Raw genomic sequence first — 14803 nt, forward strand, 5'->3', positions numbered from 1 at the left:
ACAAGGAGAAGACGATGAGAACGACCCTCTTGCTCGGAAGCTTGCTAATCCTGGCCGGATTGCTGTCCGCCGCGCCGTTGTCGGCTTCGCCGGACGTCAAGACTATACTGAAGACGGCGGATCAATCGCGGGGCAACCTCCTGGGCATTTCCTGGGAAGTGGTGATAGAGTCCATCGAAAACGGCCGTACCGACTCTTTGAATTACGACATCAAGGCGCGCGGCTTCGACATCTCCGGAATAAGCCTCGCACCGCCGAAGTACAAGGGCAACAAGCTGCTCATGTCGAACAACAACATGTGGTTCTACAAACCGGGGCTGAGCAAGGCGGTCCCCATTTCGCAGCGCCAGAAACTAATGGGCAACGCGGCCTACGGTGACATCGCCTCGACCAATTATGCCGAGGACTACAATGCTGCTCAGTTGCCCGACGACACGGTGGGCGACGAGGAATGCTATGTTTTCGATCTCACCAGCAAGAACGACAAGACCACGTATGATCGTATCAAATACTGGATTTCGAAAAAGCGCCTGGTGGGGGTGAAAGCGGAGTACTTCACGGTATCGGGAAAGAAATTCAAACTGGCTGAAATGGAATACGGCAATAAAGTGCTTATCGACGGAAAGGAGCGCCCGTTCATTTCCAAAATCACCATGTACGACGAACTGATGAGCGAGGACGTGACCTATCTCAACCTCACCAAGCCTCGGTTCGAGCCACTTCCGGATTACGTATTCAATCTCAACCTCTTTATGAAATGAAAAAAAACGGTGGACTAACGTGGGGACTATGGGTTTTTGTCATGTGCGCAATATCGGGAACGGCGGCTGCGGCCACCGAACCCGTGATCGTATCCACGGGGCCGGTGAGCATTTTCGACGAGATCAAGAACGGCTTCTATTCGCGGATCAACGTCCTGGCTTTCGGAATTTTCCAGGAACCGGAAATGAATTCGCGCCTGAATCCCAATAATATCCTGGAGATATCCACTTATCAGGCGTCGATCAACCCGCGCGTGGATCTCAACCTGGACTTCCGCCGGTTGGAACTGGGTATCAAACAACGCTTCATCTACCTGTGGCAGCGCTGGGAAGAAGGGTTCCCGGAGGGCGAAGAAGACAGCCTGGCGCAGTTCTACACGAACGAGTGGTTCGCCCGCTATCGGCTGATGGACGAGTTGTTCGTCTCCTACGGCCGCGAGAACCTTCAGTGGGGGCCGTCGGTGCTCCTGTCTTCGTCCAACCCGTTCAACAAGGAGAACGGGCGGAACAACCCGAGAGTGGAAGTTCCCGGACTCGGCTATGCGCGGGCCGTGTGGATACCGAATTCCACCTGGGCCGTTTCGTTCATCGCCAATACGGATGAAGGCCGGTTGGGACGGCAGCAGGGTTTCGGTCTCAACCAAGCGGGATTCGCCGACGGCTCGGCGCAAGGCCAGAACTTTCAGCCGGGTTATGCCTTCAAGATCGATTGGACCGGGGACGGCAAGTACTTTTCCGTCATCCCTTCGTACCGGGAACACACCGGCTACCGGGTCGGCTTTTTCGGCGGCTGGAACGTGACCGACGCGCTGCTCCTCTACGGAGAAGGCGCCCACGGCGATTACGGCGACTTCGAATTACTGGGAGGCGCCTCGTACACCTTCGAGGCCGGACCGACCGTCAACCTGGAATATTTCCATAACGAAAACGGCTGCCTGCGGGATCGCATCGATCAATGTTTCCTTAGGGGCGAAATCGACTCCACCGATCCCATGTTTCGCCAAGACTACATGATGCTCCAGTATTCGGATACCGAGATCTGGAACGATTTCAACGTGAATTTCCGGGTGATCCACAATCTGAACGACCAGTCCGACCGCCTGATCGGCATCTTCGAATACGAAGCCACCGACCATACGCTGTTGTACGTCATTGCCAACGGTTTCACGGGCTCTCGCGACAGCGAGTTCGGCAGCCTCTTGAATTATTCGTTCTTCGTGGGCGCCGCGTACACGTTCTAGCGCGTTTTTCATTACGGTCTAGCGGCGTGGGTTGGGAAGGTTGCAGGTCGGCAATCCTTTGCCGACAAAGCCTCTCACCGATCCAGGGCGTCGGCAAAGGATTGCCGACCTATCACACCCGTGGGGGCGCTACACGAAAGAGGAAAATTCTCTAGCGTCGCGGCGACAACCCCGGTGCAGCGGTGTCGGGAGCCCTGACGGCGTTCCATCGGCCTGTTCCGAGGCAGGGATATGCCTGGAGACAGCGGACGATCGAACGAACCAGTCGCGTTCGCGCTGGAGCGGCGATGTTGGAATGATCTGTGCGTTTACATGAAGTACCGGCTGAATAGAAGAATCAGCAATTTCCCAGGGAGGAGACTTTCCAATGAATTCCAAGCCTGCGTTTGCCTTCGTCACAATCGGCAATGGCTCCTATCTCGGCTCCACCGTACGCGACATCACCCTTGCCAATGCTCTGCATAGACGGGGTTTCAAAGTGGCCGTTTATTGGATGCTGGAATGCAACCCGGACCTCGTGGCCGACGGAATCCAGCAAAGGATGCTCTGCCGGGCAACCCGCTATCAGTTTCGACGACCGTCCGAGTTTCTGGACAGAATCATAGGCTCGCTCCTGTACCTAATTCCGCTCAGATTACGAGTTCGACTTGCCCAGAACTTCCCCGGCTTTATCGATAGACTGCTGGTGAACCTCATCGGGTCTCTTTATGAAACGCCGAATCCAGATCGTTTCCTCGTCAAGCGGCTGCTCAAATATCTTGCCCTGGACGAAGTCGACCATCTCATGATGAGCTTCGGCTCGATCGGACCTCTCGCTCTGGCGGCGAAGAAAAACGGTACTCATCCCTTTGACTACCTATTGACCTTTCAAGGAGACGAGGACTTTGCCAAGTACGCGCGGCGGGCCGGTTTGTTTGCAGAATATCGCGAGCGGCTGAACGAGGTCACTCAAGGTTCGCCCTGGCCTGCCATAGTGATCAGCCAGGATTATCGCAATCGCATTGTAGACGAGATGGCTCTCGATCCGGAGCGGTTGCGGGTTATCTATAACGGCGTCGATCTCCCGGAATCGACCGAAAAACCTCCTCTTTCGATTCTCAAAACCGCGTTTCCGAATCTCCTTAAAGGAATTTCGATCGTTTCGTACATCGGACGCCAGGAGGTTGAAAAAGGCATCGATCTTTTGCTTTACGCAGCCAAACTCCTCGACGTCCGCCGAATTCCCATGCAACTGGTCATTTGCGGTGCCACGGCTAAAGGCCGAGCGTATAAGAAAATAATCGCGGAGCTCGCCGACTATCTCGGCATAGTCGTCCACCATGCCGGCACTGTTTCGCCCGAGGTTCGCAATGCGCTTTACGCACATAGCCGGTGTGTGGTGTATCCGTCAGTCTATCGAGAACCTTTCGGCTTGGTTGCCGTCGAGGCCATGAGCTATGGAACACCGGTGCTGGTTCCCGATTACGGCGGGATCACCGAGGTGATTCGGCACGGCGAAAAGGCGGGCGGTTTGACCTTCAAAACCTGGAACAGCGAGGACCTGGCCCAACAGCTCGAGCGCCTGCTCACCGATGAGATGCTGCACAGGAAACTGACCGAGAACACTCGGGCGATCGCAGCAAGGTTTAGCGCTGAAGAAATGGCGGACGCCGTCTTGGCGCATATTGGCGTTGATACGCGCGAATACGGCGACGATGGCTTCCTTCCCGAACGCAGTCGCAAACCTCGTGCGATCGAGGGCGCGCATCACATTCCGGGTTAATGTTTCTTAATGCAATCAGGAATCGCCCAATCGAATTCATCGGCAAATCGATAACGAAGCACGAAGTTCACGGGATATCTCCAGTTGGCCATGGAGTTGGCTCATATCTTTACACGGAGGTGTGCAATGAAGGATTCGTTCCGCAAGCTTGTGACGATATCAGGAGTGATGGGAAGCGGCCTGCTCGGGTTGCTTCCCGGCGAAAGTTTTGCCCAGGGGGACCTGGCCCGAGGCCAGGAGGTTCCCCTGACGGAATGCTCGGGCTGGATAATGGAGAACAGTACAGCACCGGCCATAGAAAGTAACGCCGTGTACTGGTTCGTCCAGGGGCTCCCGGCATATCCACCGGGCGGACACTTCCGGTTCCGTACCGGGTTCCCTCGAGCGCGCTATATGTCCTGGCAGAACCACGATTTCCTGGGGTTTTCGACGGCACTGCTGGCCGACACCGACATCGTCCCCGACCGCGGCGAAAACCCGTTCCTCCCGAATACGCCGTACGTCCCGGAAAGCGCTTACACCGTCGATCTACTGGATGTGCCTCCCGAGGCACGGCCGCCTAAGCCGCCGAGGCCGGCGAATATCCTCTACGGCGGCTATCGTTACGATGGGGGCACGACGGAATACAACTCCGTAGCCTACCGGGTGTACCTGCCCGATCCGGGCACGGATTCGCTCGGCGGCATTCCTCAGCCGGATTTCTATTTCGTCGTCGATGACCCTGCAAAGACCAGCCTGGAAGGCATTCACGAGATGTGCGAGACAATGCGGAAGATCCAGGACGCAGAAAAGCAAGCGCTTATCGCAGTAGCTCAAACCACCGAGTCTCTGGCGACAAGGCAGGATAGGCCGCTTTCAAATATTGCGAAGGAAGAAATTGGCCAGCGCGTGATCGACGGCCCATCCGCAGCAGGGGGCATACCGAGTCCCTCCGCCTCCGATTTCAACAATGATCTGGCCCGCTACCGCGTGGTGACACCGCGTCCGAACGGCCAGGGCGTTTACTACAACGCCCAGACCGGCTATCTCCAGGTGTTCTTGAGCGCCTCGCGCGGCGAGGTGACGGTGATGCGCTTCAGGGCGCCCAGCTTCCCCGACACCCAGGGTCTCCAGGGTATTGCGGACGATATTTCCGGCAACGAGCAGCTCCGCTATTGGTCTCTGTGCATGCACGATGCCACGGCCGGGCTGCCTACCACGGGCTGCTTGTACGATGCCCAAACGGCGCAAGATGGCGATGGCTATGTGACGGTCGCCTTCTCCAATCCGGAGAGCCGGCCCGCCAACGCGACCAACTGGTTGCCCGTCGCTAGCGGCCCCATACCGGCGTTGATCCTGCGCCACATGCAGCCAAACCCGGCGTTTACCGAGGCGCTGCTCTACTATGCCGGCACCAACAACGACCCCGCCGCCATTACGGCGCACATGGGAGAGTACTTTCCGCTCGTCACGACATGCACCAAGGCCGAGTTTGAGCGGGATCGCTGCGGGCTGGCGCCGCAAGGTACGCGGTGATGAGGAGCGATGCCGTTGACGCGCGGCACGGACGAAGCGGCGTTTCGAAGAACCGCTTCGCTCCTTAGTCATTTCCTTGGGGCTTACACCGGAAAGAACCACTCAAATGGAATTGTCAGCAAATACAGTAGATGGCAAAGCACAAAGCTCGGGGGATGTCTTCGACTGGCCAAGGATTGGCCCATTGCCTTTAAGGAGGTGTGCAATGAAGGATTCGTTCCGCAAGCTTGTGACGATATCAGGAGTGATGGGAAGCGGCCTGCTCGGGTTGCTTCCCGGCGAAAGTTTTGCCCAGGAGGACCTGGTCCGAGGCCAGGAGGTTCCCCTCACGGAATGCGCGGGCTGGTTGATTCAGAGCAGTACTGCACCGGCCATAGAAAGTAACGCCGTGTACTGGTTCTTGCAGGCGCTCCCGGCATATCCACCCGGTGGGCACTTCCGGTTCCGTACCGGGTTCCCTCGAGCGCGCTATATGTCCTGGCAGAACCACGATTTCTTGGGGTTTTCGACGGCACTGCTGGCCGACACCGACATCGTCCCCGACCGCGGCGAAAACCCGTTCCTCCCGAATACGCCGTACGTCCCGGAAAGCGCTTACACCGTCGATCTACTGGACGTGCCGCCCGAAGCTCGGCCGCCTAAGCCGCCGAGGCCGGCGAATATCCTCTACGGCGGCTATCGTTACGATGGGGGCACGACGGAATACAACTCCGTAGCCTACCGGGTGTACCTGCCCGATCCGGGCACGGATTCGCTCGGCGGCATTCCTCAGCCGGATTTCTATTTCGTCGTCGATGACCCTGCAAAGACCAGCCTGGAAGGCATTCACGGGATGTGCGAGAAAATGCGGAAGATCCAGGACGCAGAAAAGCGAGCGCTCATCAGATTAGTAGAAAGCGCCGAGTCGCCGGAAGAAACGCGGGAAACACAAATCTTACCCGCCGAGAGGGACGAGCCTCGACTCCGCGTGATCGACGGCCCATCCGCAGCAGGGGGCATACCGAGTCCCTCCGCCTCCGATTTCAACAACGGTCTGGCGCGTTATCGGGCCGTGACGCCGCAGCCAAGCGGCCGGGGCACCTACTACAACGCTCAGACCGGGTATCTATTGGTGTTTTTGAGTCCCTCGCGCGGCGAGGTGACGGTGATGCGCTTCAGGGCGCCCAGCTTCCCCGACACCCAGGGTCTCCAGGGTATTGCGGACGATATTTCCGGCAACGAGCAGCTCCGCTATTGGTCTCTGTGCATGCACAATACTTCGAGCTTATGGACTACTAACGGCTGCTTGTACGATGCCCAAACGGCGCAAGATGGCGATGGCTATGTGACGTTCGCCTTCTCCAATCCGGAGAACCGGCCCGCCAACGCAGACAACTGGTTACCTACGACCGATACCATACCGGCGTTGATCCTGCGCCACATGCAGCCAAACCCGGCGTTTACCGAGGCGCTGCTCTACTATGCCGGCACCAACAACGACCCCGCCGCCATTACGGCGCACATGGGAGAGTACTTTCCGCTCGTCACGACATGCACCAAGGCCGAGTTTGAGCGGGATCGCTGCGGATCGGTCGCAGGTGCGCAATGAGGCAGTCCCGATGCCGACTTTTCGTGCCGTAGTGAACGCTTCGCGTCGCAGAGGAAACGCCTCGCTGTCACTCATTTAAACCTTACAGAAGGAATCGCCCAAATGGATTTGTCCACGAATACAACCGATAGCAAGACACGGAGCGAAAAGAAGTCGTATGCCAAAATCTGGCTCGGGGGCAATTTTCTCGGCTGGCTAAGAATGTTGGCACACAACAGATTTGACGTTGGGGTGCGACGCATACCCCGGATTGTGGCCATGACATTCGTCATATTGCTGGGCTGCTTGAGCCACGGTCTGCAAGAGCTGATATGGAACCGTCGGGTACGCAGAACGGAAATCAAGCAAGCGCCCTTGTTCATCATCGGACATTGGCGTTCCGGCACCACGTGGCTCCACGAGCTTCTCGCCCTGGACGACCGTTTCACCTATCCAACCACTTACGTGTGCTTCAACCCTAACCGCTTTCTGCTCACGGAGCGGTTCGATGCGCACTGGCTCGGTTTCCTGTTCAAGGCTCTATTACCGGAGCAGCGGCCGTTCGACAACATGGCCATGGGTTGGGAACGTCCCCAGGAAGACGAGTTTGCGCTGTGCAATCTCGGACTGCCCTCCCCTTACCAGAAGATCGCCTTTCCCAATCGCAATCCCTGCCCCGAATATTTCAGTCTGGAAGACGTCCCGTCGCGGGAGCTGCAGCGCTGGAAAGACGGCTTCGTAAAATTTCTCAAGCAGCTGACGATACGCAACCCCAAACGTATCCTGTTGAAATCCCCCACCCACACTTATCGAATCAAGGTCTTGCTCGAGCTGTTTCCGGATGCACAGTTCGTTCATATCGTGCGCGACCCTTACACCCTGTTTCTCTCGACGATGCATTTGTGGAAATCCTTGTACGAGGCTCAGGGCCTGCAAGAACCGAAATACGACGATCTGGAAGACTATGTGTTCGAAAATTTCTTGCATATGTTCCAGAAGATCAAGGAAGCACGCCCGCTGCTCCACGCCCCCCGCTTCCATGAACTGCGATACGAGGACCTCGTGCAAGATCCGGTCGGGCAACTCCGTAAGCTGTATGACCAGCTGGAACTAAGCGATTTCGAGCGAATGCTTCCCAAATTGAAGCAGTACCTAGAAGAGACGAACGATTATCGTACCAATCGCTACGACCTCACCCCGGAACTGAGGGAGGAAATTACTCGACGCTGGGGGCAGGTAATAGAACGCTATGGGTATGCGAGCGGACTGGGCACCCCTATGCGCAGGAATGATGCGGCTTAGGTTGAGGAGGCTCCGATTATTAACCCGGCCTATAAATATAGGCCGGGTTAATCCGGGGCAAGGATGCCCCGGCGCGGCGACAAGCCGCGTGAGCCCAGGCCGGGCGTGTACCGGGCCTGGGCGGCGGCCCGAAATACCAGGAGGGTATTTACGGGCCTGATTAATAACTTATTGCCGTTCCGCAAAACGGGTGGATCGCACCGAAAGGCAGCGTAGACAAATGGCTGGCGATGGAAACGGCCAACGATGCCGCCATGGAGAAGTTTCATTTCGGAATTGTCATCGGCATTTCTGCGAATGTTTCGGGACGCATGACGAAAGACTATCCGTTATGTCCGGACATCCGTTTGATGGTGGCAATTCCGGTGAAAACACAGTGGTTTGAAACAATTGGAGGAATAATCATGAACAGCTTTTCGCAACGCTCCAATCTCAGCGAGCTCCTCGACGACCCAACGCTCGGCGGTGATGATCTGATCAAAAACCTAGAGGATATCGCCAGGGTCAACCGCTGGCTGGGCGGAGAAAAAGCGTTGGTTTCGGCCATCGCACCGTTACTTGAACAGCATGATTTCGGCCGTCCGATAGAAGTTGTTGATCTGGGTTGCGGTAGCGGCGATCTTCCCAGAGCAGTCGTCAAATGGTGTCGAAGGAAAAACATCCCGGTTTCAGTAACCGCCGTCGATATAAACGACTCGATTATTCGGTATGCGACTTCGCAATCGAAAGATTTTCCGGAGATACGCTTTGAAAAGATAGATGTTTTTTCGGACGAGTTTAAAAAAAGGCGGTTTGACATCGTCGTGATGAGCTTGTTTCTTCACCATTTCGACAACCGAAAGGCAGAAGAATTGTTGAAGAATTCTTACGAGCAGTGCAGGTTGGCAGTTGTGGTCAACGACCTGCACAGAAGTCCTGTTGCTTATCATCTTTTTGAATTGTTCGCCTTTGTTACAGCCTCATCCACCATTACCCGTCACGATGGATTAATCTCCATCCTGCGGGGATTCCGGAAAAAGGACCTGGAGAGGCTGACAGACGAATTTTCTGAGGCAAAGAGGAATATTAAATGGAAATGGGCATTTCGTTGGCAACTGGCATTAGAAAAAGAAATTCCCGCAACCGAAAGAGTATATAAAACGAAATAAAAACCCGAATTATCGCAACTTTAATAGTACTGCCTGAACTTGCACCGTCCACTGCATAGACATCGAATATACAAAGAGCTTTCATGGGCTAAAAAATAATTCATTAATATTAGACTCCCGGCGTTTTTCAGTTAATCAAAACTCGCTGAGAGCCGGCATTTTATTCCATTCGGCTTTCGATAGGGTGGGTTACGGCGCACGCAAAGCGCGGTGATCGGCGGTCAATCAGTGCTGATGTGCGCCTAACCCACCCTACGAAAGCAAGTCCTTATCGAAAGCGATTTGGAATTAGCCTTTCAAGCAAATAACAGTGTCAGAAAATTTTACAATCGATTCGCCATACCAAGCCAAGTAATTAACCTATAATTATAATTATAAATATACACATGATCCTGACATATTACGATTTCGGCTCAGCCTACGTTCGCTGAATATCATTTTTCCAAAGAATTGGCATAACTTCCCCGCGTGATCGGCAATATCAAGGTGTCAGAAAATTTTACAGACACTTTACTATCTCCAAGCAAATAATTGATCTAATTAAAAATATAGATATGGCATAAGATTCGCGTAATAAAATATTCGGTGCCATACCGAAATCTTGTAATAAAAATTCAAAAACAACTCAGGAGGAGAATGAAAGCAACCACTTAATTCAACGATTACATATACCAAATATGCGAGTTCTGCCCGGTTACGGGCAATATGATACGAACAGGAAACATGCACTTTGGAAAAAGGAGTATCGACATGATCAAGTGCAATTGGCGAGTTGTTTTTCCCTTATCTCTTTTTATTTTCCATTCGGCGGTAACGGTTTCCCACGCGCAGACCGCTACTGTCTTGGCGAAGGCCGTCCCGGATGAGTGTTGGAACGGTTGCGGCATGCCTTATGTCGCCGCGTCGGCAAATGGAGCCTGCCCCACCGGCACGACGCCCAAGCGAAATCAGGCCTATCTTTGGGGTCTGGCCCAATGGAAACAGACCCTCTGGATCGGAACTGGAGCCAATGTCGCGGGTATAGGACAAACCGCAGGCGACGGATTGCAGGAATGCGATTTCGCTAACGATTCCACCGGCAATCCCATCAACGTCCTCGAGGGCTCGCTGAGCCAATACCCCGGCGTTCCCGTACCATTGCGCCAATTCCTGGGCGACTGGAGACCGCCGCAGGTATGGGTTTATGACATCGCCACCGGTAAGCAAACCAATGTTACGCCGAACGACCCTCTCATCAACGAGACCTTGGGCTTGCGGTCGGCCGGCGTATCCAATGGCGTGGCAATACTCGCCGGTCCGGGCCAGCTCGGGGTGAGCGTCAATTTGTTTGCCTTCGATGCCGATACCAAACAATATCTCGGCTCGACGACTTTGTTGCGATACGCCAACATCCGCAAATTCGTCTCTGCGCAGGGCGCCATGTATACCGGCGTGCAGACACTCACCGGAGGCGGCGAAATACTGCGCTGGACGGGAACTCGAAGCAATCCTTTCAGCTTCACGACAGTGGGTATGGTAGACAACGATGCGGTCAATCTGGCCGTGCACGAAGGGCGTCTTTTCGTGGCCACCTGGCGTCCGTCGACACTGTCCAGCTCGGTCGGCAGCTTCCTCGGAACCAACAACCCGCCGGCCGGGATCTGGATGAGTCCGCCGATTCCCGCAGGAGGCTTGCGGCTTATCCATGCCCCTCTTTGGACCAAGGTTTGGGAAGTAAATGACTACGAAGTCGACGACCTCGTTGCCTCGACCCAAGGGGTGGGCGACTTGGCCTCGTTCGCCGGTTACCTCTACTGGGGACATATGAACCCGCCGTGGTCGGTCTATAGCACGTTCGTGAGTACCTACGGAGAGCCCCAGGATCGTACCGAAACCCAAAAGAACCTCAGCCGGGCCATTCCGATCTTCCGCGGCCGCAATTTCGGTAGCAGTCCCGAGATTCAACTGCTCTACGGGGAAAAGCAGTTACCGAAATACAACGGCAGCACTTGGAGCATGGTGGATAACAATCTGGGCGGCATGACCCCGCTCTACGGCGCGGCGGGCTTCGACGTTCCGACCAATGTCTATACCTGGACCATGGCGGTTTTCCAAGGAAAGCTGGCCGTGGGAACGCTCGACTCGGGATCCAGCGTCAACTTCAGCAAGAATCCCGGTGCCGACCTTTGGGTCTTCCCCGATGGGAATTCCAAGGCAGTACCATGGACCATAAACGGCTTCGGCCATCCCGAAACCGTTATGGGTGTGCGGAACATGCTTCCAACGAAAGATGTCCTCTATGTGGGATCGTCCAGCAGAGCAAATCTCTCTCCGGATGGCGGTTGGAAACTCATCGGAGTAAAGCCGTAACATCGAGAGATCGGGAAAGGAGTGCCGCAGCGCGGCACTCCTTAAATCAGGCAGACAAAAGCAAATACCATGTAGAGCGGCTAGATGGGGGAACTGTCCCGTACCTATTCGTAGGTCGGCAACCCGTTGCCGACGAAGCCGCTTTTCCGACCTATTCCACGTTGGGAGCGCTACGCCAAGCCGGAAAATGCTCTCAATGGCGCAACGGAATCGCTACCAAGACGACGCCGACATCTACCAAAATAGAAAACCGTCGAACGCGTTGGGATGTTTTCTGCTTTTGCTCCATGAGCCCGATTGTTGCCATGCCCGCCAAATTGCCTCCGGCACGGCGGAAAGCGTAACCGAGCGGGTCTTGGGCACTAAATCGAGCCCGACCTCGAAACCATGGTAATTCCGAATCATGTCCATCGTGATTGGCCCGCGTATGGAATCACGTATGGGCGGCCCGATCATGACTCGCGCGTTACTCAGTTCCCTCCCGGAAAGCGCCACTACGGTCTTTCCCTTCCATATGGGCTGGCACTCGATCAATTCGCCCGCCTTATTGAACACATAGAGATCGAGATCGATCAGCAATCCACTGAGGCCTTCATACAAGGCAATGAATGAAAAAACCTCGATCCTCTCGTCTTGCCGCATGTTTGCTGGCATGAGTCACCTTTAACGCATTAGATCAGTCTCTGACTCCGCACCGAGGCGGCCCCCAAAAAAACGGCTCTTACCGGTGCGCCTTTAGATACGTGTCCAGGAATCGCCGCACCCGTCGGGTACTAGAGTACGGAAGCAACATGAGAACGCCGCCGGGGAAAAGATTAAAGAAAGATGAGGATCGCCGGTGCCGACGATCGATTCTTCGGCCGGCGAAGTAGGATAGGTCAGGCGCGCAGCGACCTCGAATCGGCGGGTTACGCGGAGCCTAGGGGCTAACCTGCCATCGATGGGTTTCGCTTCGCTCTACCCATCGTACGATGAATGTTCGCTCGAATGTCGAATGGAATTACGGTGCCGATCGGGCTTGCTCGGCCTCGGCAATCGCCCACGCGGCGTTGATCAAGCCGATATGGCTGAAGGCTTGCGGGAAGTTGCCGAGCAGCTCGCCCGTGCTCGGATCGACCTCTTCGGCGAGCAGGCCCACATCGTTGGCATAAACGGCGCCGCGGGCCAGGATGCCCTTGGCGCGCTCGACCTGTCCTGCCAAAGCGACTGCGTGGGCAAGCCAGAAAGTGCAGAGCAGGAAAGTGCCCTCCTCTCCTTTCAACCCGTCGTCGGCGCGATAGCGGAATACCAGCCCCCGTTTGTCCGTCAGCTCCCGCTCGATCGCATCGATCGTCGCCAGCATGCGGGGATCGTCCGCCGGCAGGAAGCCGACCAGCGCCATCATCAGGACCGAAGCATCGAGCTCGTCCGAACCGAACGCCTGAGTAAAGGACTGAGCCCGCTCGCTCCAACCCTGGGTAAGAATCGCCTGGCGGATTTCCTCGCGGACGGCGCGCCAGCGCTCGACACGATCCGCGGCGCCGAGCAGATCTGCGAGCCCGATGGCCCGGTCGAGGGCGACCCAGCACATCAGTTTCGAGTACAGGAAGTCTCGCGGCGGACCGCGGATTTCCCAAATGCCCTGATCCGGATCGCGGTAATAACGACCGGCAGCGTCGGCGACATCGGCGAGAAAATTACGGGTGATGGGATCGAGAGTGGTGAGCTGTCCCTGTAGCCGGTACGCTGCGTTCAACAGCTCGCCGTAGACATCGAGCTGCCGCTGATTCCAGGCGCCATTGCCGACCCGGACCGGACGGCTGGCCCGCCAGCCGGACAGATGTGGCAGCTCGCGTTCGGTCAGATCGTGCTCGCCGCCGATGCCGAACATGATCTGCATATCCACGCCGCGCTCGATCTGGGTCAAGGCCGAGCCTGCCAAGAAGTCGAAGAATTTATAGGCTTCGTCCGGACAGGCCGCCACCCACAGCGCTTCCAGGGTGAAACTCGCATCGCGCACCCAAGTGTAGCGGTAGTCCCAATTGCGGCTGCCGCCCACGGCTTCCGGCAGCGAAGTCGTCGGTGCGGCCACGATGGCGCCGGTCGGAAAATAGGTCAGCCCCTGAAGCACGCGCCCGCTGTGGCGGACGAGCTCCCGCCACGGTCCTTCGTAGTTCTGGTGGAGATCGGACCAGCTGCGCCAGGCGGTGATGGTGTCGTCCAACCGTTCGGCGATATCCGCTTCGGTCCAGACTCGAGGCGCGGCTTCGGAACTCGAACGATGCTGCAAGGCGAAGTCCAGGCGTTGGCCGGCTTCGATTCTCACGCCCGCCCATGCCGTCGAACGGGTGATTTGAAACGGCACGGGCGAACTGAGATGGAGCACCGAGGCGCCGCCCCGCGCGGATACGCCGCCAACGACCGGAACCAACAAGGGAAAGACCAGCCCATACTCCGGCCGGGGCGCGTACTCGATCTCGAGGTCTGCGTGCCCGGCCAGGCATCGGACGCTGCGGATCAGGGTATGCGGCGCGTCGGCGCCGAGCTGGTGGCCGCGTTCGTTGGGTCCCATCGCCAGCGCGTCGGTCAGAACCACGGTGCCGGTCGGCGTCTCGAAGGTCGTTTCAAGCACCAGGGTGCCGTCGAGATACCGGCGGCGCGTCGATGCTTGGCCAACCGGGCGGATGGCCCAATGGCCGCCGTCCGTATCCAGAAGCCGCGAGCAGATCGCGGGCGCGTCGAAACGGGCAAAGTTAAGCCAGTCGACCGAGCCGGCGCGGCTGACCAGGCCGGCCCCGTGGCAATCGGACAGAAAGGCGTAGTCAGCGATGGGAAGCTGGCTCACGGCTGTATCTCCAGTCGGATGGGACGCAGGACAAGCACCGAACGCACGGAGTGAGACCTTGATCGATTCGACCGACAGGGCATGCGGGAGTGCCTTCGCTCCGTCTGAAACCGGAAGCTCTGACAAAGGTAAATCATGGCGGCATGCGGAACTCCGGAACGGCCGGACCTCGCGAGAAATCAAACCAGATGTTGGTTCCCAACCTCAAGGTTGGGAACCCAAGTCTTGGAGGCTCCGGCTTCCTGCCCTTTGCGAGGCTGGAGCTTCCAAGGCCGTATTCCCAAGCAGGAGCTCTCATCGTTATACACAACTTACGAGCGACCCGAAACGTGCC

At 56.6% G+C, this 14803-nt stretch carries 10 protein-coding genes; 8 read left to right on the forward strand and 2 right to left on the reverse strand.

Translation table 11 applies throughout. The annotated features are described in order from the left end of the window. Positions 1-14 precede the first annotated feature (14 nt). From ACR2TX_RS04085 to ACR2TX_RS04120, 8 genes are all read left to right on the forward strand, one after another. Positions 15-761 (forward strand): outer membrane lipoprotein-sorting protein, encoded by a 747-nt coding sequence (locus ACR2TX_RS04085; RefSeq protein ID WP_077730257.1) that lies wholly within the window; start codon positions 15-17, stop codon positions 759-761. Positions 762-802: 41 nt separating this feature from the next. Further along, positions 803-2002, forward strand: a complete 1200-nt coding sequence (locus tag ACR2TX_RS04090; protein ID WP_434110377.1) for a hypothetical protein — start codon at positions 803-805, stop codon at positions 2000-2002. Between the two features lie 367 nt (positions 2003-2369). Continuing rightward, entirely contained in the window at positions 2370-3764 is a 1395-nt protein-coding gene (locus ACR2TX_RS04095; RefSeq protein WP_086133185.1) for a glycosyltransferase family 4 protein, read from the forward strand. A 126-nt stretch (positions 3765-3890) separates the two neighbouring features. After that, a complete protein-coding gene (locus tag ACR2TX_RS04100) occupies positions 3891-5279 on the forward strand; it encodes a hypothetical protein (protein WP_434110380.1) in 1389 nt (462 codons plus the stop codon). A gap of 205 nt (positions 5280-5484) precedes the next feature. Beyond that, positions 5485-6867, forward strand: coding sequence for a hypothetical protein (locus tag ACR2TX_RS04105; protein ID WP_434110382.1), 1383 nt, complete (start codon positions 5485-5487; stop codon positions 6865-6867). 258 nt (positions 6868-7125) lie between these two features. Continuing rightward, complete coding sequence (locus ACR2TX_RS04110; protein WP_434110384.1) at positions 7126-8148, forward strand: sulfotransferase family protein; 1023 nt, start codon at positions 7126-7128, stop codon at positions 8146-8148. Between the two features lie 230 nt (positions 8149-8378). Continuing rightward, entirely contained in the window at positions 8379-9296 is a 918-nt protein-coding gene (locus ACR2TX_RS04115) for a methyltransferase domain-containing protein (RefSeq protein WP_077730252.1), read from the forward strand. A 750-nt stretch (positions 9297-10046) separates the two neighbouring features. Further along, complete coding sequence (locus ACR2TX_RS04120; RefSeq protein WP_156880101.1) at positions 10047-11645, forward strand: hypothetical protein; 1599 nt, start codon at positions 10047-10049, stop codon at positions 11643-11645. Between the two features lie 234 nt (positions 11646-11879). On the opposite strand, the gene ACR2TX_RS04125 is transcribed toward ACR2TX_RS04120, so the two are convergent. After that, entirely contained in the window at positions 11880-12299 is a 420-nt protein-coding gene (locus ACR2TX_RS04125; protein ID WP_434110388.1) for a hypothetical protein, read from the reverse strand. 346 nt (positions 12300-12645) lie between these two features. Continuing rightward, the gene (locus tag ACR2TX_RS04130; RefSeq protein ID WP_434110390.1) at positions 12646-14469 is read right to left on the reverse strand and encodes a glycoside hydrolase family 15 protein; all 1824 of its coding nucleotides are present in this window, start codon (positions 14467-14469) and stop codon (positions 12646-12648) included. Positions 14470-14803: the final 334 nt, after the last annotated feature.

The sequence above is a fragment of the Methylocaldum sp. GT1BB genome (genome assembly GCF_051027545.1).
GTDB lineage: Bacteria > Pseudomonadota > Gammaproteobacteria > Methylococcales > Methylococcaceae > Methylocaldum.

What these genes read in the sequence shown, in the direction of transcription:
- ACR2TX_RS04085 (WP_077730257.1), top strand. Translation starts at nt 15, where the DNA reads ATGAGAACGACCCTCTTGCTCGGAAGCTTGCTAATCCTGGCCGGATTG.
- ACR2TX_RS04090 (WP_434110377.1), top strand. Translation starts at nt 803, where the DNA reads ATGTGCGCAATATCGGGAACGGCGGCTGCGGCCACCGAACCCGTGATC.
- ACR2TX_RS04095 (WP_086133185.1), top strand. Translation starts at nt 2,370, where the DNA reads ATGAATTCCAAGCCTGCGTTTGCCTTCGTCACAATCGGCAATGGCTCC.
- ACR2TX_RS04100 (WP_434110380.1), top strand. Translation starts at nt 3,891, where the DNA reads ATGAAGGATTCGTTCCGCAAGCTTGTGACGATATCAGGAGTGATGGGA.
- ACR2TX_RS04105 (WP_434110382.1), top strand. Translation starts at nt 5,485, where the DNA reads ATGAAGGATTCGTTCCGCAAGCTTGTGACGATATCAGGAGTGATGGGA.
- ACR2TX_RS04110 (WP_434110384.1), top strand. Translation starts at nt 7,126, where the DNA reads ATGACATTCGTCATATTGCTGGGCTGCTTGAGCCACGGTCTGCAAGAG.
- ACR2TX_RS04115 (WP_077730252.1), top strand. Translation starts at nt 8,379, where the DNA reads ATGGAAACGGCCAACGATGCCGCCATGGAGAAGTTTCATTTCGGAATT.
- ACR2TX_RS04120 (WP_156880101.1), top strand. Translation starts at nt 10,047, where the DNA reads ATGATCAAGTGCAATTGGCGAGTTGTTTTTCCCTTATCTCTTTTTATT.
- ACR2TX_RS04125 (WP_434110388.1), bottom strand. Translation starts at nt 12,299, where the DNA reads ATGCCAGCAAACATGCGGCAAGACGAGAGGATCGAGGTTTTTTCATTC.